The organism is Martinezella sp. CNPSo 3964 (genome assembly GCF_057784375.1).
In genome coordinates this window covers 326,445-340,401 of the sequence record NZ_JBXSOW010000001.1, presented here as the reverse complement: position 1 = coordinate 340,401, position 13,957 = coordinate 326,445, and the positions used below count along the sequence as shown (strand labels likewise).

Annotated in this window: 16 protein-coding genes; all 16 read right to left on the bottom strand. The window is 67.5% G+C overall.

The annotated features are described in order from the left end of the window. Window position 1: 1 nt before the first annotated feature. The gene (trbK-alt, locus tag AC13Q5_RS01655; protein ID WP_488500694.1) at window positions 2-337 is read right to left on the bottom strand and encodes a putative entry exclusion protein TrbK-alt; all 336 of its coding nucleotides are present in this window, start codon (window positions 335-337) and stop codon (window positions 2-4) included. A gap of 10 nt (window positions 338-347) precedes the next feature. Next, a complete protein-coding gene (gene trbJ / locus AC13Q5_RS01650) occupies window positions 348-1,106 on the bottom strand; it encodes a P-type conjugative transfer protein TrbJ (RefSeq protein ID WP_488500693.1) in 759 nt (252 codons plus the stop codon). Next, on the bottom strand, window positions 1,103-3,541 hold the full coding sequence (gene trbE / locus AC13Q5_RS01645) for a conjugal transfer protein TrbE (protein WP_488500692.1): 2,439 nt from the start codon (window positions 3,539-3,541) through the stop codon (window positions 1,103-1,105). Before trbE ends, trbJ begins: the two co-directional genes overlap by 4 nt. Window positions 3,542-3,549: 8 nt before the next feature. Beyond that, a complete protein-coding gene (locus AC13Q5_RS01640; protein WP_488500691.1) occupies window positions 3,550-3,831 on the bottom strand; it encodes a VirB3 family type IV secretion system protein in 282 nt (93 codons plus the stop codon). Continuing rightward, window positions 3,831-4,163 carry a TrbC/VirB2 family type IV secretion system protein gene (locus AC13Q5_RS01635; RefSeq protein WP_488500690.1) on the bottom strand — a complete coding sequence of 111 codons (333 nt, stop codon included), beginning with the start codon at window positions 4,161-4,163 and terminating at the stop codon, window positions 3,831-3,833. Before AC13Q5_RS01635 ends, AC13Q5_RS01640 begins: the two co-directional genes overlap by 1 nt. Further along, the gene (trbB, locus tag AC13Q5_RS01630; protein WP_488500689.1) at window positions 4,160-5,095 is read right to left on the bottom strand and encodes a P-type conjugative transfer ATPase TrbB; all 936 of its coding nucleotides are present in this window, start codon (window positions 5,093-5,095) and stop codon (window positions 4,160-4,162) included. The genes AC13Q5_RS01635 and trbB overlap by 4 nt, the downstream gene beginning before the upstream one ends. 217 nt (window positions 5,096-5,312) lie before the next feature. Next, a complete protein-coding gene (locus AC13Q5_RS01625) occupies window positions 5,313-5,747 on the bottom strand; it encodes a ribbon-helix-helix protein, CopG family (RefSeq protein ID WP_488500688.1) in 435 nt (144 codons plus the stop codon). 7 nt (window positions 5,748-5,754) lie between these two features. Further along, on the bottom strand, window positions 5,755-7,752 hold the full coding sequence (locus tag AC13Q5_RS01620) for a conjugal transfer protein TraG (protein ID WP_488500687.1): 1,998 nt from the start codon (window positions 7,750-7,752) through the stop codon (window positions 5,755-5,757). A 28-nt stretch (window positions 7,753-7,780) separates the two neighbouring features. Continuing rightward, window positions 7,781-9,517, bottom strand: coding sequence for a relaxase/mobilization nuclease domain-containing protein (locus AC13Q5_RS01615; protein ID WP_488500686.1), 1,737 nt, complete (start codon window positions 9,515-9,517; stop codon window positions 7,781-7,783). Window positions 9,518-9,761: 244 nt separating this feature from the next. Then, window positions 9,762-10,304: a lytic transglycosylase domain-containing protein gene (locus AC13Q5_RS01610; protein WP_488501153.1), complete on the bottom strand. Its 543-nt coding sequence runs from the start codon at window positions 10,302-10,304 to the stop codon at window positions 9,762-9,764. Window positions 10,305-10,541: 237 nt separating this feature from the next. Beyond that, a complete protein-coding gene (locus AC13Q5_RS01605) occupies window positions 10,542-10,877 on the bottom strand; it encodes a DUF736 domain-containing protein (RefSeq protein ID WP_488500685.1) in 336 nt (111 codons plus the stop codon). Window positions 10,878-10,913: 36 nt separating this feature from the next. Continuing rightward, window positions 10,914-11,459: a S26 family signal peptidase gene (locus AC13Q5_RS01600; RefSeq protein ID WP_488500684.1), complete on the bottom strand. Its 546-nt coding sequence runs from the start codon at window positions 11,457-11,459 to the stop codon at window positions 10,914-10,916. Further along, on the bottom strand, window positions 11,456-11,977 hold the full coding sequence (locus AC13Q5_RS01595) for a DUF2840 domain-containing protein (protein ID WP_488500683.1): 522 nt from the start codon (window positions 11,975-11,977) through the stop codon (window positions 11,456-11,458). Before AC13Q5_RS01595 ends, AC13Q5_RS01600 begins: the two co-directional genes overlap by 4 nt. Then, window positions 11,974-12,228, bottom strand: a complete 255-nt coding sequence (locus tag AC13Q5_RS01590) for a hypothetical protein (protein WP_488500682.1) — start codon at window positions 12,226-12,228, stop codon at window positions 11,974-11,976. The genes AC13Q5_RS01595 and AC13Q5_RS01590 overlap by 4 nt, the downstream gene beginning before the upstream one ends. Beyond that, window positions 12,225-12,863 (bottom strand): ParA family partition ATPase, encoded by a 639-nt coding sequence (parA, locus tag AC13Q5_RS01585; protein WP_488500681.1) that lies wholly within the window; start codon window positions 12,861-12,863, stop codon window positions 12,225-12,227. Before parA ends, AC13Q5_RS01590 begins: the two co-directional genes overlap by 4 nt. A gap of 208 nt (window positions 12,864-13,071) precedes the next feature. After that, window positions 13,072-13,956 (bottom strand): replication initiator protein A, encoded by an 885-nt coding sequence (locus tag AC13Q5_RS01580; protein WP_488500680.1) that lies wholly within the window; start codon window positions 13,954-13,956, stop codon window positions 13,072-13,074. Window position 13,957 lies beyond the last annotated feature (1 nt).

The window sequence follows — 13,957 nt, the reverse complement described above, 5'->3', positions numbered from 1 at the left end:
TTCAGTGCGCCTCTGCGGGTTGCGCCTGTGGCGTCGCCGGAAGCTGCTCGGGCTGTGCTTCGGGAAGCCGTTCCTCCGGGCGGGACCCAGGGGCAAGGAAACGCGTGCGGTTCTCCGCCCAGGCGCGCAGGCACGCTGGATCGCGCGGGCCTCCTTCACCAAGCGCCTGGCAGCGCAACAGTTCGGCACGAAGTGGATCGGCTTTCGTGGGGGATGGGCCGCTGGCGCCCCAGCTCTCGGTGGGCTGTGCCTTGCGAGTGACCTCGATTGCGGTCGCGGTGATCGCAACTGCAACGAAGACGATGGCGCCGATGCGCGCGAGCGTTTTCCCGTCCATTGCCGCGTCCTCAGTTGCTGGCGGGGAACATTTGCGCGTTGCCGGGCTGGTAACCGCTGCCCGGCGTGAGGAAGCGACGGCGTTGCTCCCGACCCTGATCAGCCGCCGCCGCTCGTTCCGCGTCGCTCAGGGCCTGCGCCCGGCCGTTTGCGGCGACGACGGCGGTGAGATCGGCAAGCTGTTGGGCCTGGAGTGCAAGGAGCTGGTTGCCGGCCTGGGTCGCTTGCAGCGCACCGGTCGCGCCCTGGCTCTGGCCGACCAGCGCCGACATTTGGGTCCGGTTGGTATCGATATTGCCGACGACGCCGGCTTGGACGCGCATGGCGTCCTGCAGGCCGGACACGGTGTTCTGCCAGCGCGTGCGGGCGTCGGCGACGAGCTGCTGGTCGGAGGCCGACATCGAAGCGTTGCCGTAAGTGGTGCGGAAGGCCTGGTCAATGTTCTGGACGTTGTAGGCGATGCCCTGCGCCTGTTGCAGGAGTTGCTGGGTCCGTTGGACCGACTGCTGGAGCTGCATCAGCGAGGAGTAGGGCAGGCTGGCGAGGTTGCGGGCCTGGTTGATCAGCATCTGCGCTTCGTTCTGAAGCGAAGTGATCTGGTTGTTGATCTCCTGGAGCGCTCGAGCCGCCTGAAGCACGTTCTGCGCATAGTTGCTCGGGTCAAAGACAATGATCGCGTGAGCCGGCGTCGCCAGCATCGGGGCGATCGCAACGGACGGCACAATCAGCGCGGCGGCTAGCCGCACCGCGCGAAGACGGCTCGGTTTCATGGGGTCTTCTCCAGGTTGGTGAGGTTGGGGATGAGATCGGTGGCCCAATCGACGCCGCGATCGCGCAGCCAGGCGGCTAGGAAGCCGTCGCGACCGTACTCGGAGACGATGCGGTCGATGGCCGCCTGATCGGTCTTGGAAGATGCGGCGCAGAGCGCCAACGCGACGTCCGAGAGGCCCAGCTCGAAGAGCCGGTTGCCGCGACGCGACTGGCAGTAATAGTCACGCTTAGGCATGGCCCGCGCGAGGATCTCGATCTGGCGGTCGTTAAGCCCGAACCGGCGGTAGATTGCCGTGATCTGTGGTTCGATCGCGCGCTCGTTCGGCAGGAGCAGCCGCGTCTGGCAGCTTTCGATGATGGCCGGCGCGATCGCTGAGCCGTCGATGTCGGAGAGCGACTGCGTGGCGAAGACGACGCTGGCGTTCTTCTTGCGCAGCGTCTTCAGCCATTCCCGGAGCTGGCCGGCGAAACCCTCGTCGTCGAGGGCGAGCCAGCCTTCGTCGACGATGATGAGCGTCGGCTCGCCGTTCAGCCGATCTTCGATGCGATGGAAGAGATAGGCTAGAACCGCAGGCGCTGCGGCCGTCCCGATCAGCCCCTCGGTTTCAAACGCCTGGACGGTCGCGACGCCGAGTTGTTCGCTCTCGGCGTCGAGTAGCCGGCCATAGGGCCCGCCGACGCAATAGGGTCGCAGCGCCTGCTTCAGGTCGTTGGATTGGAGCAGCACAGACAGGCCCGTCATCGTCCGCTCGCCGATCGGCGCGCTGGCGAGCGACGACAGCGCCGTCCAGATCAGTTCCTTGACCTCCGGCGTGATCTGGACGCTTTCGCCGATAAGGATCGCGGCGATCCAATCCGCCGCCCAGGCGCGCTCGGCGGCCTCGTCGATGCGCGACAGCGGCTGCAGCGCCACGCTGTCGGCCGAGCCCTCGGTCAGGCCGCCACCCAGATCGTGCCAGTCGCCGGCCATCGCAATCGCGGCGGCGCGGATCGATCCGCCGAAATCGAAGGCGAACACCTGGGCCTGGGCATAGCGCCGGAATTGCAGTGCCATGAGCGCCAGCAGCACCGACTTGCCGGCGCCGGTCGGGCCTACCACCAGGGTATGACCGACGTCGCCGACGTGAATGGAGAACCGGAACGGGGTGGACCCTTCGGTCTTGCCGTACAGCAAGGGGGGCGCACTGAAGTGCTCATCCCGTTCCGGCCCCGCCCACACGGCGCTTAGGGGGATCATGTGGGCGAGATTGAGCGTCGAGATCGGCGGCTGCCGGACGTTGGCGTAGACATGGCCGGGCAGCGAGCCGAGCCAGGCGTCTACGGCGTTGATCGTCTCGGGCATGGCCGTGAAGTCGCGGCCCTGAACCACCTTCTCGACGAGACGGAGCTTTTCGGCTGCCACGCGCGGGTCCGCGTCCCAGACCGCGATCGTGGCGGTGACATAGGCCTGACCGGCATAATCGGCACCCAGCTCCTGGAGCGCGAGGTCAGCGTCGGCAGCCTTGTTGGCGGCGTCGGTATCGACGAGGACGCTCGCCTCGTTGGTCATCACCTCCTTCAGAATCGCGGCGATCGACTTGCGCTTGGCGAACCATTGCCGCCGGATCTTGGTGAGCAGTTTGGTGGCGTCGGTCTTGTCGAGCAGGATCGCACGCGTCGCCCAGCGATACGGAAAGGCGAGCCGGTTCAGCTCGTCGAGGATCCCCGGCGTCGTAGCGGTCGGAAAGCCGACGATCGTCAGGATGCGCAGATGCGTCTCTCCAAGGCGTGGCTCCAGGCCGCCGGTGAGCGGCTGATCGGCAACCAGCGCGTCGAGATACATCGGCGTCTCGGGAACGCGGACGCGGTAGCGCTTCGTGGAGACCGTCGTGTGGAGAAAGGTCAGCGTTTCGACATCGTCGAGCCAGGCGCATTCCGGCATGAAGGCTTCGACCAGCTGGAGGATGCGGTCGGTCCGATCCACGAAGCCGCGCAGCGCCTCCCAGGCATCGACGCCACGATCGGACTTGCCTTCGTAGAGCCAGGTCTCGGCGCGGGCGGCGTCCTCGGCGGGCGGCAGGAAGGCGAAGGTCAGGAAATAGCTCGACTCGTAGTGCGCAGCGTCTTCCTCGAAATCGGCCTTGCGCTCGGCATCGACGATCGCCGACGCCGGATCGGGAAAGCGGCTCGCCGGATAGGCGCCGACCGCATGGCGCTGCGCTTCGACGAAAATCGCCCAGCCGCTTCCGAGCCGGCGGAAGGCGCTGTTGAGACGGCCGGCGACCGCGATCAACTCGGCCTGTACGGCGGAATCGAGATCGGGACCGCGAAAGCGCGCGCTGCGCTGAAAGCTGCCGTCCTTGTTGAGCACGACGCCCGGCGCGACGAGCGCGGCCCAGGGCAAGAAGTCTGCGAGACGGGTCGAGGACCGGCGATATTCGGCGAGATTCATCATGGCCGGCTTCAGACTCCGAGATGACCGGGGATGCGCAGATGCCGGCGTCCGACATCGACGAACTGCGGATCGCGCTTGGCTGCCCAGACTGCGGTGAAATGGCCGACGGCCCAGATCAGGAGGCCGACGAGCCAAAGGCGCAGACCCAGACCGAGAGCGGCGGCGAGCGTGCCGTTGAGGATGGCGATGCTCCGCGGTGCGCCCCCAAGCAGGATGTGCTCGGTGAGCGCCCGGTGGACCGGGACGCTGTAGCCCGGCATATCGGTGCCGCTCTCGGTGAGGCCCGCCATCAGACGAGCGCTCCGCCGCCGAACGAGAAGAACGACAGGAAGAAGCTCGAGGCTGCGAAGGCTATCGACAGGCCGAAGACGATCTGAATGAGCCGGCGGAAGCCGCCCGAGGTATCGCCGAAGGCGAGCGACAGGCCAGTAACGATGATGATGATCACCGCGACGATCTTGGCGACTGGACCTTCGATCGACTGGAGGATCTGCTGGAGCGGTTGTTCCCACGGCATCGAGGAGCCGGAGGCGTGGGCGGCGGGCGCCAGCATGACGCTGGCGATCAGGACGGATGCGGCGGTCGCGACATGGCGACGGAAATGCAGGGCGCGGCGGATCATACGGGGTCTCCTTCGGGGGGCTTGTTGGCGGGGAGGACGCGGTAGTCGCCGTCGGGACCGAGCCCTTCGACGCGGCCGAGCTCGGCCAGGCGTCGGGTGGCGCCGCGGCCCGAGAGCACGGCGACGAGGTCGATCGTCTCGGCGATCAGCGCGCGGGGCACGGTGATGACCGCTTCCTGGATGAGCTGCTCGAGACGGCGCAGGGCGCCGAGCGCCGTGCCCGCGTGGATCGTGCCGATCCCCCCGGGATGGCCGGTGCCCCAGGCCTTGAGCAAGTCGAGCGCCTCGGCGCCGCGCACCTCGCCGATCGGAATCCGGTCTGGGCGAAGTCGCAGCGACGAGCGGACGAGATCGGAGAGCGTTGCAACGCCATCCTTGGTCCGCATGGCGACGAGATTGGGCGCGGCGCATTGAAGTTCGCGCGTGTCTTCGATCAGCACGACGCGGTCGGAGGTCTTGGAGACCTCGGCGAGCAGCGCATTGGTGAGCGTGGTCTTGCCGGTCGACGTGCCGCCGGCGACGAGGATGTTGTGGCGATCGGTGACCGCCTGGCGCAGGATCTCGGCCTGCTCGGACGACATGATGCCGCCGTCGACATAATCCTGCAGGGTGAACACCGCGACGGCCGGCTTACGGATCGCGAAGGCCGGCGCGGCGACGACCGGCGGCAGAAGCCCCTCGAACCGCTCCCCAGTTTCCGGCAGTTCCGCCGAGACGCGCGGATTGCCGGAGTGGACCTCGGCGCCGACATGGTGGGCGACGAGACGCACGATGCGTTCGCCGTCGGCTGGCGAAAGCCGCTCTCCGGTGTCCGACAAGCCCTCCGACAGCCGGTCGATCCAGAGACGGCCGTCGGGGTTGAGCATCACCTCGACGACGCTGGCGTCCCCGAGAAACCCGGCGATGGCGGGGCCGAGAGCGGTCCGCAGCATGCGAGCCCCTCGAACTATCGCTTCAGATTTATCGGATGAAGACGCCACGTTGTCCCCGTTCTCTGCGGGACCGCGTAAGGCCGTCCCTGGATCGGGGATGATTAAGAGAACCGGAAACTCGCTCTCGGCAATAGATGTCGGGGCGTAGTAGTGGCGTGGCGTAGAAAGACAGGTGTTCGGCGGGATCGACGAATACTTGAGTTGCCATAATCGCTGCTTATTGCGCGTCGCGCGCGGACTCGATGTCCTCGGAAATCTCCTGGCGCAGCTTCGGGCCTTTGGCGAGACGTCGGCCGAGCGCGGCGACGAAGGCGTCATAGCGTTCGCCTGCCTGAGCACGCGCCGCAGCCTGCGCCGGCTCGGGCAACGGCGGGTTCGTGGTGAGCCAGAAGCGCACGAAGACGGCGAGCATCTCGACCGAGATGCCGAGATCGCGCTCCATGCGCGTCATGCGTCGGTCGAGCTGGTCGAGGCGTTTGGTGGTCGCTGCCTCCTGCCGCTCGGCCGCGTCCGGCGACAGGAAGGATGCGATTGCTGCCTCGGCGATCAGCGAACGGGACTGGTCACGGCGGGCGGCATGGGCCGCAAGCGCCTTCATCACGTCGGGTTCGAGGTAGACGGACAGGCGCTGCTTCTTCGGCGGTTTCGACATCGGCGCCTCACAGGTCCATTCCGTCGTTCGGATCGAGCGAGACCTGACGCGCCACGCCCTGCATGATCTGGTTGGTGCCACTGATGCGAGCGGTGTCGTCGTCGGCGTCATCGTCGAAGCCGCCGTCGAACTCATTCTCGATCGGCGCCTTCTTCTCGACCGACGGGGCACGCTCCAACTCGGGCTGGTGACGGCGCTCCGAGCCGGTTGGATCTTCGTCGCCGGCCTCGGCCTCGGCCTCGGCCGCGCTCTGGGCGACGATCGCGGCTGGCTGAGCCGGAAGTGGCAGCCGGCTCCAGTCGTCGGCGCTCGGCTGCGCCGGCCTGGTCAGCGCCGGCGGCGGCATGATGCGCTCCTTGAAACGCCGGTCCTCGAAGTAGCGCGCCTTCTTGGCCCGGATCGGCGGGGTGCCGGCGACCATGACGATCTCATCGGTCGGCGGAAGCTGCATGATCTCGCCGGGGGTCATGAGCGGCCTGGCGGTCTCCGAGCGCGAGACCATCAGGTGGCCGAGCCAGGGCGACAGCCGATGGCCGGCATAGTTGCGCATGGCGCGCATCTCGGTCGCCGTGCCGAGCGCGTCCGACACGCGCTTGGCGGTGCGTTCGTCGTTGGTCGCGAAGCTGACCCGGACATGGCAGTTGTCGAGGATCGAGTTGTTCGGGCCATAGGCCTTCTCGATCTGGTTCAGCGATTGCGCGATCAGGAAGCTCTTCAGGCCGTAGCCCGCCATGAAGGCAAGCGCGGATTCGAAGAAGTCGAGCCGGCCGAGCGCCGGGAATTCGTCGAGCATGAGGAGCAGCCGATGGCGGTTGCCCTTCGCCTGCAGGTCCTCGGTCAACCGCCGCCCGATCTGATTGAGGATGAGGCGGATGAGCGGTTTCGTCCGGGCGATGTCGGATGGCGGCACGACCAGGTAAAGGCTGGTCGGATAGCGAGCGCCGACGATGTCGGCGATGCGCCAGTCGCAGCGCCGCGTTACCTCCGCAACGACGGGATCGCGATAGAGGCCAAGGAACGACATCGCGGTCGACAGCACGCCTGACCGTTCGTTATCGGATTTGTTGAGCAGCTCGCGCGCGGCCGAGGCGATGACGGGATGCGGTCCGGCCTCGCCGAGGTGCGAGGTCTTCATCATCGCCGCGAGCGTCGACTCGATCGGCCGCTTGGGATCGGAGAGGAAGCCGGCTACGCCGGCGAGCGTCTTGTCCTCCTCGGCGTAGAGGACATGGAGAATGGCGCCGACCAGAAGCGCGTGACTGGTTTTCTCCCAGTGGTTCCGCTTCTCCAGCGATCCTTCCGGATCGACCAGGATGTCGGCGATGTTCTGCACGTCACGGACTTCCCACTCTCCGCGACGCACCTCGAGCAGCGGATTGTAGGCGGCCGACTTCGCGTTGGTCGGATCGAACAGCAGCACCCGGCCGTGTCGGGCGCGAAAGCCTGCCGTGAGCGTCCAGTTCTCGCCCTTGATGTCGTGGACGATCGCGCTGCCCGGCCAGGTCAGCAACGACGGCACCACCAGGCCGACGCCCTTGCCCGATCGTGTCGGCGCGAAGCACAGCACATGCTCGGGTCCGTCATGCCTGAGATAGGTGTGGTCGTACTTGCCGAGCACCACGCCATCCTCGCCGAGCAAGCTCGCGCCGCGCACCTCATCGGCACGCGCCCAGCGCGCCGAGCCGAAGGTCTCGGCATTCTTCGCCTCACGGGCGCGCCACACCGACATGCCGATCGCCACTGCGATCGAGACGAAGCCACCCGACGCTGCGATATAGGCGCCCTCGACGAAGATCGGCGGCGCATAGGCGTCGTAGAAGTACCACCATGGAAAGAAGGACCACGGATAATAGATCGGCCAGTGCCCGAGCATGAACCAGGGCGGCCCGAGCTGTGGCTGGAAGCCGAGCTTCCAGGCCGTCCACTGGGTAGCCGTCCAGGTCGTCAGGATGACGATGGTGAAGACGGTGAGGATCTGTCCCCAGAGAATCTTGGTGGCCGACATGGCGGGGTCCTTTCGAACGGGATGGTGATCACAGGCCGATCCCCCGTTGCCGGCCGAAGCTCCAGTCGATGCCGCCGTCGCTACGAGCGACGCCCGAGACGTGGCGGCCGAGCTGCTTTTCGAGTGAAGGCGTCCAGGGCACGAGGCTGAAGCCGAGCCCGTCGTCGATCATGGCGAAGCGCCCGGTCGCGAGCGTCAGGCGACGCTGATAGGTGCCGGTGACATATTCGCCGGACTCGGGCTTGACCTGTGGGCGTCCGGTCTCGGCGGAGATGCGCTCGGCAACCGTGTCCAACTCGCGCCGGCGCAAGGTGTCGACCAGTCCGGGCTGGAAGCTGACGCCGCGCTTCTGGCGCTCGGCGAGACCCTGGCCGACCAGATGCTCGGCGCGGCGATCCATGGCGTCGCGCACCTCGGCGCCGAAGCCGCCGCCGAGCGCGACGGGCTCGCGGGCGATGGCCTGCCGGTCGAGCCAGGTGGCGCCAGTCGCGGTGACCTGCCGCTCGATGTCGAGATCGGAGCGCACCGCAATCGCCACGCGCCGCTGGCCGCGCGCGTCGTCGAACTTGCGCAGCTCGACGATCGAGCCCGGCGCGCTGTCGCCGGCCGCGTCGAGGTCCGGCAGCTTGATATGATGCGTGCGCCCGTCAATCCCATCGACGACGGCGAAGGCCGTGCCCTTCAGCTCGTCGTCGAGGCCGCGGGCGACCAGGCGGCCGATGACCGGATCGCTGAGGCTTTCGGAGGCGAGCACATAGCTCGACGCGCCGCGATCGATGCCGCGCTCGGTCAGGCCGTGGTGGATGCGCTTGATGATGTCGCCGCGCTCGCCGAGTTCGCGCAGCGTCGCCTCGGCCTTATCGGACAATGTCCATTGGCCGGGGCCGATCTCATCGGCGAGGCCGAGCCCCTCCAGCTTGCGCAGGCGCCCGACCTTCAGCGCGTGGAATTCGTCGGGCTGGCGATCGGCATGCGGCGCGAGATCGATGACGCCGGTGCGATAGGCATCGCGCGCGAGTTGGCGATCGAGATTGGTCCAGCGGTCCGCATCGATCTGCCGCTCCAACGTGCGGCGAATCTCCTGGTCGGTGCGCGGGCCGAGCTCCTGGGTGATCAGGTCGCGCGCCCGGTCGCGCATGCCCTCCTTTATATAGTCGCGCGAGATGACGAGGTTCTCGCCGTCGTCGCGCACGCCGCGCACGATCAGGTGGACGTGCGGATGCTCTGTGTTCCAATGATCGACCGCGACCCATTCGAGCCGCGTGCCGAGGTCCTTCTCCATCTGGCCGACCAACTCGCGGGTGAAGCCCTTGAGGTCGGACATCTCCAGCGCGTCGTCCGGCGAGACGATGAAGCGGAAATGATGGCGGTCGTTCTCGGCTTGGCTTGCGAAATCCTTGGCGTCGGCGCCATCACCGCCGGGGCCGAACAGCCGCGCCTTCTCCCCGTCGCGGGTGACGCCGTGGCGCTGGAGATAATTGAGATGGGTCGCGAGCGGCGCCGAGCGGCCGCCATGACGAACGACGCGCGCCTTGATCACTGCGCCGCGCGAGCGCGCGGTGATCAGGCGATTGGCCTGGATCGAGGCGCGCTGGCCGCGCCCGAACCGGGACCGCGCACCCGGCCCGATCTTCCCTTGCCGGGAGACGCTGCCGCCGGCCCGCTGGGCGGCGGCGAGCGCCTGGGCGATGAAGGACCGCGCCCGCTGCGCGCTGGTCGAACGGATGCGGCCTGGCCGAATGCGGAAGTCGCGCTCGTCGCTCATGGCTGAGCCCCTGCACATCGCGCAAAGCCGATGATTTTCCTGGAAAAAGCGCCAGCGCGCAGGCTGCGCCGATCAGGCGCACCTCGCGAAAGCGCGGCATAAGTCCTTGAAAAAGCACAACCGACACGAAGCGCACATCGCGCCCCTTTATCCTGCCATCGTGCGGTTGTGCTTGCGTCTTCCCCTCCCAACGCCCTCCAAGATGCGCTGGGGTTCGCCATGCTGCGATGGATGGATGAACGCCTCATCGGGGGCCTGCCGTCTCCCGCCGGGAGACGAAGAGCCCGCCCGTCGGGTTCGCATCGGCCGAAACGTCGCGCGGCCGGACAGCGGGATAGCTGTCGCCGGGCTGCGCATCGGCCGGCGCTGTCGCTGCGATCGAAACGCGCTCGGGAGCACCGATGAACAGCGGTGCGCGCGTCCACGCCAGCGGGTCGGCGGCGGCAACATTGACCATGGCCGGCGATGGTGCGCCGCCGACAAGGGGGGCGAACTGAGCGACATAGGCGCGCGTCTCGGCCGGCAAGGCGCGGCCGCCCGCGAGGAATTCGTCGTAGCGCCCGGGACCGGCATTGTAGGCCGAGAGAAAGCCCGGCGATCCGTAGCGATCGTAGAGTTCGCGCATATAGGCCGTGCCCGCGATGATATTGTCGTGCGGGTCGAACGGGTCGCTGCCGAGCCGATACCGGGTGCGCAAATAGGCCCAGGTATCGGGCATGAGTTGCATCAGACCCTGCGCGCCCTTGGGGGAGATCGCCCGGATGTCGTTGGCGCTCTCGACGCGCATGAGCCCCCGAATCCATGCGACCGGAATGCCGAAGCGCTGCGAGGCCTCCGCGACGAAGGCCGCGAAGGGTGCGCTGGTTTCCGCCACTACCGGGGCCTTCGTCTGCGCGTGGACGGGCACGGCCTCGACGCCCAACAACGACAGGCCGGTAAGGAGAGGGAGGAGTAGCCGGCGAGCGGCGCGAGGGTTCGTCGCGCCGCTCCCGTGCCGCTGCGATCGATGCAGGGCGCACACCGATCAGTCCTCCTTGCGCGGCTTGGCGGGCCGCGACCAATGCAGGCCCCAGGCGGAGTTGTCGTCGCCGGAACGGAAAAGATTGGCGCGCAGCGGTCGCGGGAACAGCGGGCTGTCGAGTTGTATAGAGACATAGTCGCCGGCACGCTCGCCGACATGCTTCCATCCGGCGCCGATCTCGCTGCCTTCTTCGCCGCCGAGCAGCACGCGGTAGTCCGGCGCGTTCTCGGCGTCGGACGCTTCGGCGGGAACGATGGCGAGTTCAGCGTCGATGCCGAGCGCGGAGAGCCGCCCGGAATAGCCGGATTTGGTGCGGGTGAATTGGCCGATCTGCGTCATGGTCGTCTCCTTCGGTTGAGGATTGGAAGCGGCAAGTCAGTTGGTGGGCGCGCGCCAGACGTAGCGGCCGTCGCCGTCTTCATCGGTCCAGAGCGGGGTCGCCCGGCCGATCACGGTGCTGGTCGGCAGCGGGCCGAAGTAGCGGCCGTCGAGGCTGTCGGGGACCGACCAGTTCATGAGGAAAAGCTCGTCGTCGCCGATGCGGCGGCAGCCCTGCCAGACGGGCAGCGGACGGCCGAGATGATCGCGGTCGAGCGCATCGCCCATCGGCACGCCGTCGACCGTGATGGCATGGTCGCGGCGGCAGACCTGTTGTCCGGGCAGGCCCGCGACACGTTTCATCAGTGGCACGTCGCGCCCGATATAGCCGCGCTCGACCATCAGGCCCGCGAACTGCTTGGGCGCACGGACGGCGACCAGGTCGGTGACTTCGAGGTGGCGCGCGGGCGCGATACTGTAGAGCCCGATCGGCGTGCTCGCGGACGCGTTCCAGATGAGCTTTGTCGGGAAATGGACGAACGATGCGATCGCCACTCCCATGGTCATCAGATAGGTGCCCATCACGTAGCCAAAGCGGCTCATGCGCCGACCCTCCGCCGAAGGAGGAAGGCCTTGTGGTGGCCGATCGTGTACGGGCGCGGCGGCTGGCCGGCCGTCATGCGGTTGTGGACGTGCCGCCAGTGATCGGGCGAGACGTCGGCCGCATCGATGCCGGCGGACTCGATGGCGTCGATCATCTGCAACACGCGCTCGACCTTCGGCCAGCCCTCGACCTTCAGAAGGATGTCGCCGCCGGGCCGCACGAACGGCACGGTCTGTTGCGGTTCGGTTGGCAGCGCCGCGCGCAGCACATCAAGATGTGAAGCGATGGTGCCGTGATCATTCGCGGCCCAGCGCACGAACCCGAACACGCTGTCCGGCGCGAAGCGCAGCACGCGGCGGCGGCGATCGAGGATCTGTTCGCCGACCTCGCGGCCGAACCTGATCCAGTTCTCGACGCGCTTTTCGATCCAGGTGAGTTCGACCTCGGTCAGGCAAGTTGGTGGCGGCGCGGCCGGACCTGGTGCGCCGCGTGCATGGATGGCGCCGGCGCTGGTCATGTCGCGTCTCCGTTGCTTGGGGGGAATTCGCGCGCGAGCAGCTCGCGCATCATGTCGGCCACCGTGACGCCGCGGCCGAAGGCGGCGATCTTGATGCGGGCGCGCTGGTCGGGCGTGACGTCGATGGTCAGGCGGGCCGAATAGATGGCGGCATCGGCGGCACGCGCCGGCGGTGCATCGGCGGCCTTGATCCAGTTCTCCGGATCGCCCGGCCGCGTGGCGAAGCCGCGTTTGGGAGGCGTCGCGCTCATGGTGCGATCCTCGCGATCTCGGTGGCGAGCGCCGCGATCTCGCGCGCGGCGGGACTGTCGCCGTCCAGCTCGCCGACGAGACGGCCGGTCTTCGCGGTGTCGGCGAAGGCGACGCGCTGCCCGATCGTGGCAGCGAGCAGCGGCGGATCGTGGTCGGCCAACGTCTCGGCCGTCTCGCGGGCAATGACCGTGCGCGCGGCGCAGCGGTTGAGGATGAAGCGCGCCGCGAGCTGCGGTCGGTAGATGCGGGCCTCGCCGAGCAGCGACAGCATCTCGGCCGATGCCCAGCCGTCGAAGGGTGACGGCTGCACCGGGATCAGCACCAGGTCGGCGGCGAGCAGCGCCGAGCGCATCAGCCCGGCGACACGGGGCGGCCCATCGATGATGACGTGGTCGACGTCGCGGGCGATCTCGGGAGCCTCGCGATGCAGCGTGTCGCGGGCCAGGCCGACGACGCCGAAGAGCCGTGGCAGGCTTTCGCGCGCCCGCTGCTGCGACCAGTCGAGCGCGGAGCCCTGCGGGTCGGCGTCGATCAGCGTGACGCGATGGCCTCGCTGCGCCCATTCGCCGGCGAGATGGAGCGCGATCGTTGTCTTTCCGACGCCGCCCTTTTGGTTGAGGAGAGCGACGATCATGACGGTCTTCCGGCGATCGGGGACTCGTCCACAGCGGCCGAAAACGGCGGTTGCGTTAGAAAGATTCCGAAGGAATCTAGGTTAGAGAAGTTACGGGGCTCGCAAGTTGCTGATTCAGCGAGCGGATTCGACGATTCCGGTCCCTGATAGCACGAGGATCGGGTCCTCGATGGCACGATGGGTCCGGTCCCTGATAGCACGAGATGATTCACAGCTTATCCCCAGAGCGGGCGAGCGCGCGCCGACGCTGGCGCGGAATGCCGAGCGCGTGCGGGTCGATGGGTTTGAAGGAGAGGATTTCGGGACCGCCGAGGTATTGCTCGATGGTCAGGCGGTAGCCGGGCAGCGGCTGGCGACGGACGATGTCGCGCAGGTCGTAGGCGAAATGCTTGAGCGGCGAGAGCGAGCCGGACTTGGCGTGGAGATGCGGAAAATCGAAACTCCAGCCGAACTCTTGGCGGCCGCCGTGCTTGCGCACGAGGCGGTAAAGCCAGCGCTCAAGCCCGCCCGTCAGACCGAAATAATCGCGGTCGATCGTCAGCACGAGCGCATCGTCCAGAACGGCGGCGTAGAACCAGTCCGGCACGATCAATTCGAGCCCGAGCGGCCGTCCGCGTGCGTCGGCGCGCTCCTTCCACTCGTTGATCCAGGAGAAGCGGTGCAACCGCCGTTCAGTCGGCTGGCGGATCGATGTCGCCACCGTCGTCGACTGGAGCCGGTCGAGCGCGGCCTTCAATCGGTCGTAGTCGCGCAGGCTGACGCCGCGGCCGATGAATTGCAGAATTTCGTAGGGCGTGGTCGCCATCAGGCGCGACGGCCGCAGGCCGTGATCGCGCGCCTCGACGATCTGGGAGGCTGCCCAGATCAGCACGTCGGCGTCCCAAATGGTGGCCATGCCGTGCTCGGGAACGGCCTCCACGCGGATGACGACGGAACCGGCTTTGAAGTTGATCGGAGCGATCCGTTTCGACTTGCCGAGCGCGAAAAACGGGTATGCCATCAGGTCCTGCGCGTCGCGCGGCGCGAGATCGCCGGGCAGCGACCGGAAGAGATCGAGCTGCTCGCGTTCGCTGCTGTGATGGCGCGCCGACATC

Coding starts and splice junctions, on each gene's coding strand:
- AC13Q5_RS01625 (WP_488500688.1), bottom strand. CDS start 5,747: ATGTCGAAACCGCCGAAGAAGCAGCGCCTGTCCGTCTACCTCGAACCC.
- AC13Q5_RS01590 (WP_488500682.1), bottom strand. CDS start 12,228: ATGAGCGCGACGCCTCCCAAACGCGGCTTCGCCACGCGGCCGGGCGAT.
- AC13Q5_RS01600 (WP_488500684.1), bottom strand. CDS start 11,459: ATGAGCCGCTTTGGCTACGTGATGGGCACCTATCTGATGACCATGGGA.
- AC13Q5_RS01620 (WP_488500687.1), bottom strand. CDS start 7,752: ATGTCGGCCACCAAGATTCTCTGGGGACAGATCCTCACCGTCTTCACC.
- AC13Q5_RS01605 (WP_488500685.1), bottom strand. CDS start 10,877: ATGACGCAGATCGGCCAATTCACCCGCACCAAATCCGGCTATTCCGGG.
- AC13Q5_RS01615 (WP_488500686.1), bottom strand. CDS start 9,517: ATGAGCGACGAGCGCGACTTCCGCATTCGGCCAGGCCGCATCCGTTCG.
- trbK-alt (WP_488500694.1), bottom strand. CDS start 337: ATGGACGGGAAAACGCTCGCGCGCATCGGCGCCATCGTCTTCGTTGCA.
- AC13Q5_RS01640 (WP_488500691.1), bottom strand. CDS start 3,831: ATGGCGGGCCTCACCGAGAGCGGCACCGATATGCCGGGCTACAGCGTC.
- trbE (WP_488500692.1), bottom strand. CDS start 3,541: ATGATGAATCTCGCCGAATATCGCCGGTCCTCGACCCGTCTCGCAGAC.
- AC13Q5_RS01635 (WP_488500690.1), bottom strand. CDS start 4,163: ATGATCCGCCGCGCCCTGCATTTCCGTCGCCATGTCGCGACCGCCGCA.
- trbB (WP_488500689.1), bottom strand. CDS start 5,095: ATGCTGCGGACCGCTCTCGGCCCCGCCATCGCCGGGTTTCTCGGGGAC.
- AC13Q5_RS01595 (WP_488500683.1), bottom strand. CDS start 11,977: ATGACCAGCGCCGGCGCCATCCATGCACGCGGCGCACCAGGTCCGGCC.
- AC13Q5_RS01580 (WP_488500680.1), bottom strand. CDS start 13,956: ATGTCGGCGCGCCATCACAGCAGCGAACGCGAGCAGCTCGATCTCTTC.
- trbJ (WP_488500693.1), bottom strand. CDS start 1,106: ATGAAACCGAGCCGTCTTCGCGCGGTGCGGCTAGCCGCCGCGCTGATT.
- parA (WP_488500681.1), bottom strand. CDS start 12,863: ATGATCGTCGCTCTCCTCAACCAAAAGGGCGGCGTCGGAAAGACAACG.
- AC13Q5_RS01610 (WP_488501153.1), bottom strand. CDS start 10,304: ATGCGCGTCGAGAGCGCCAACGACATCCGGGCGATCTCCCCCAAGGGC.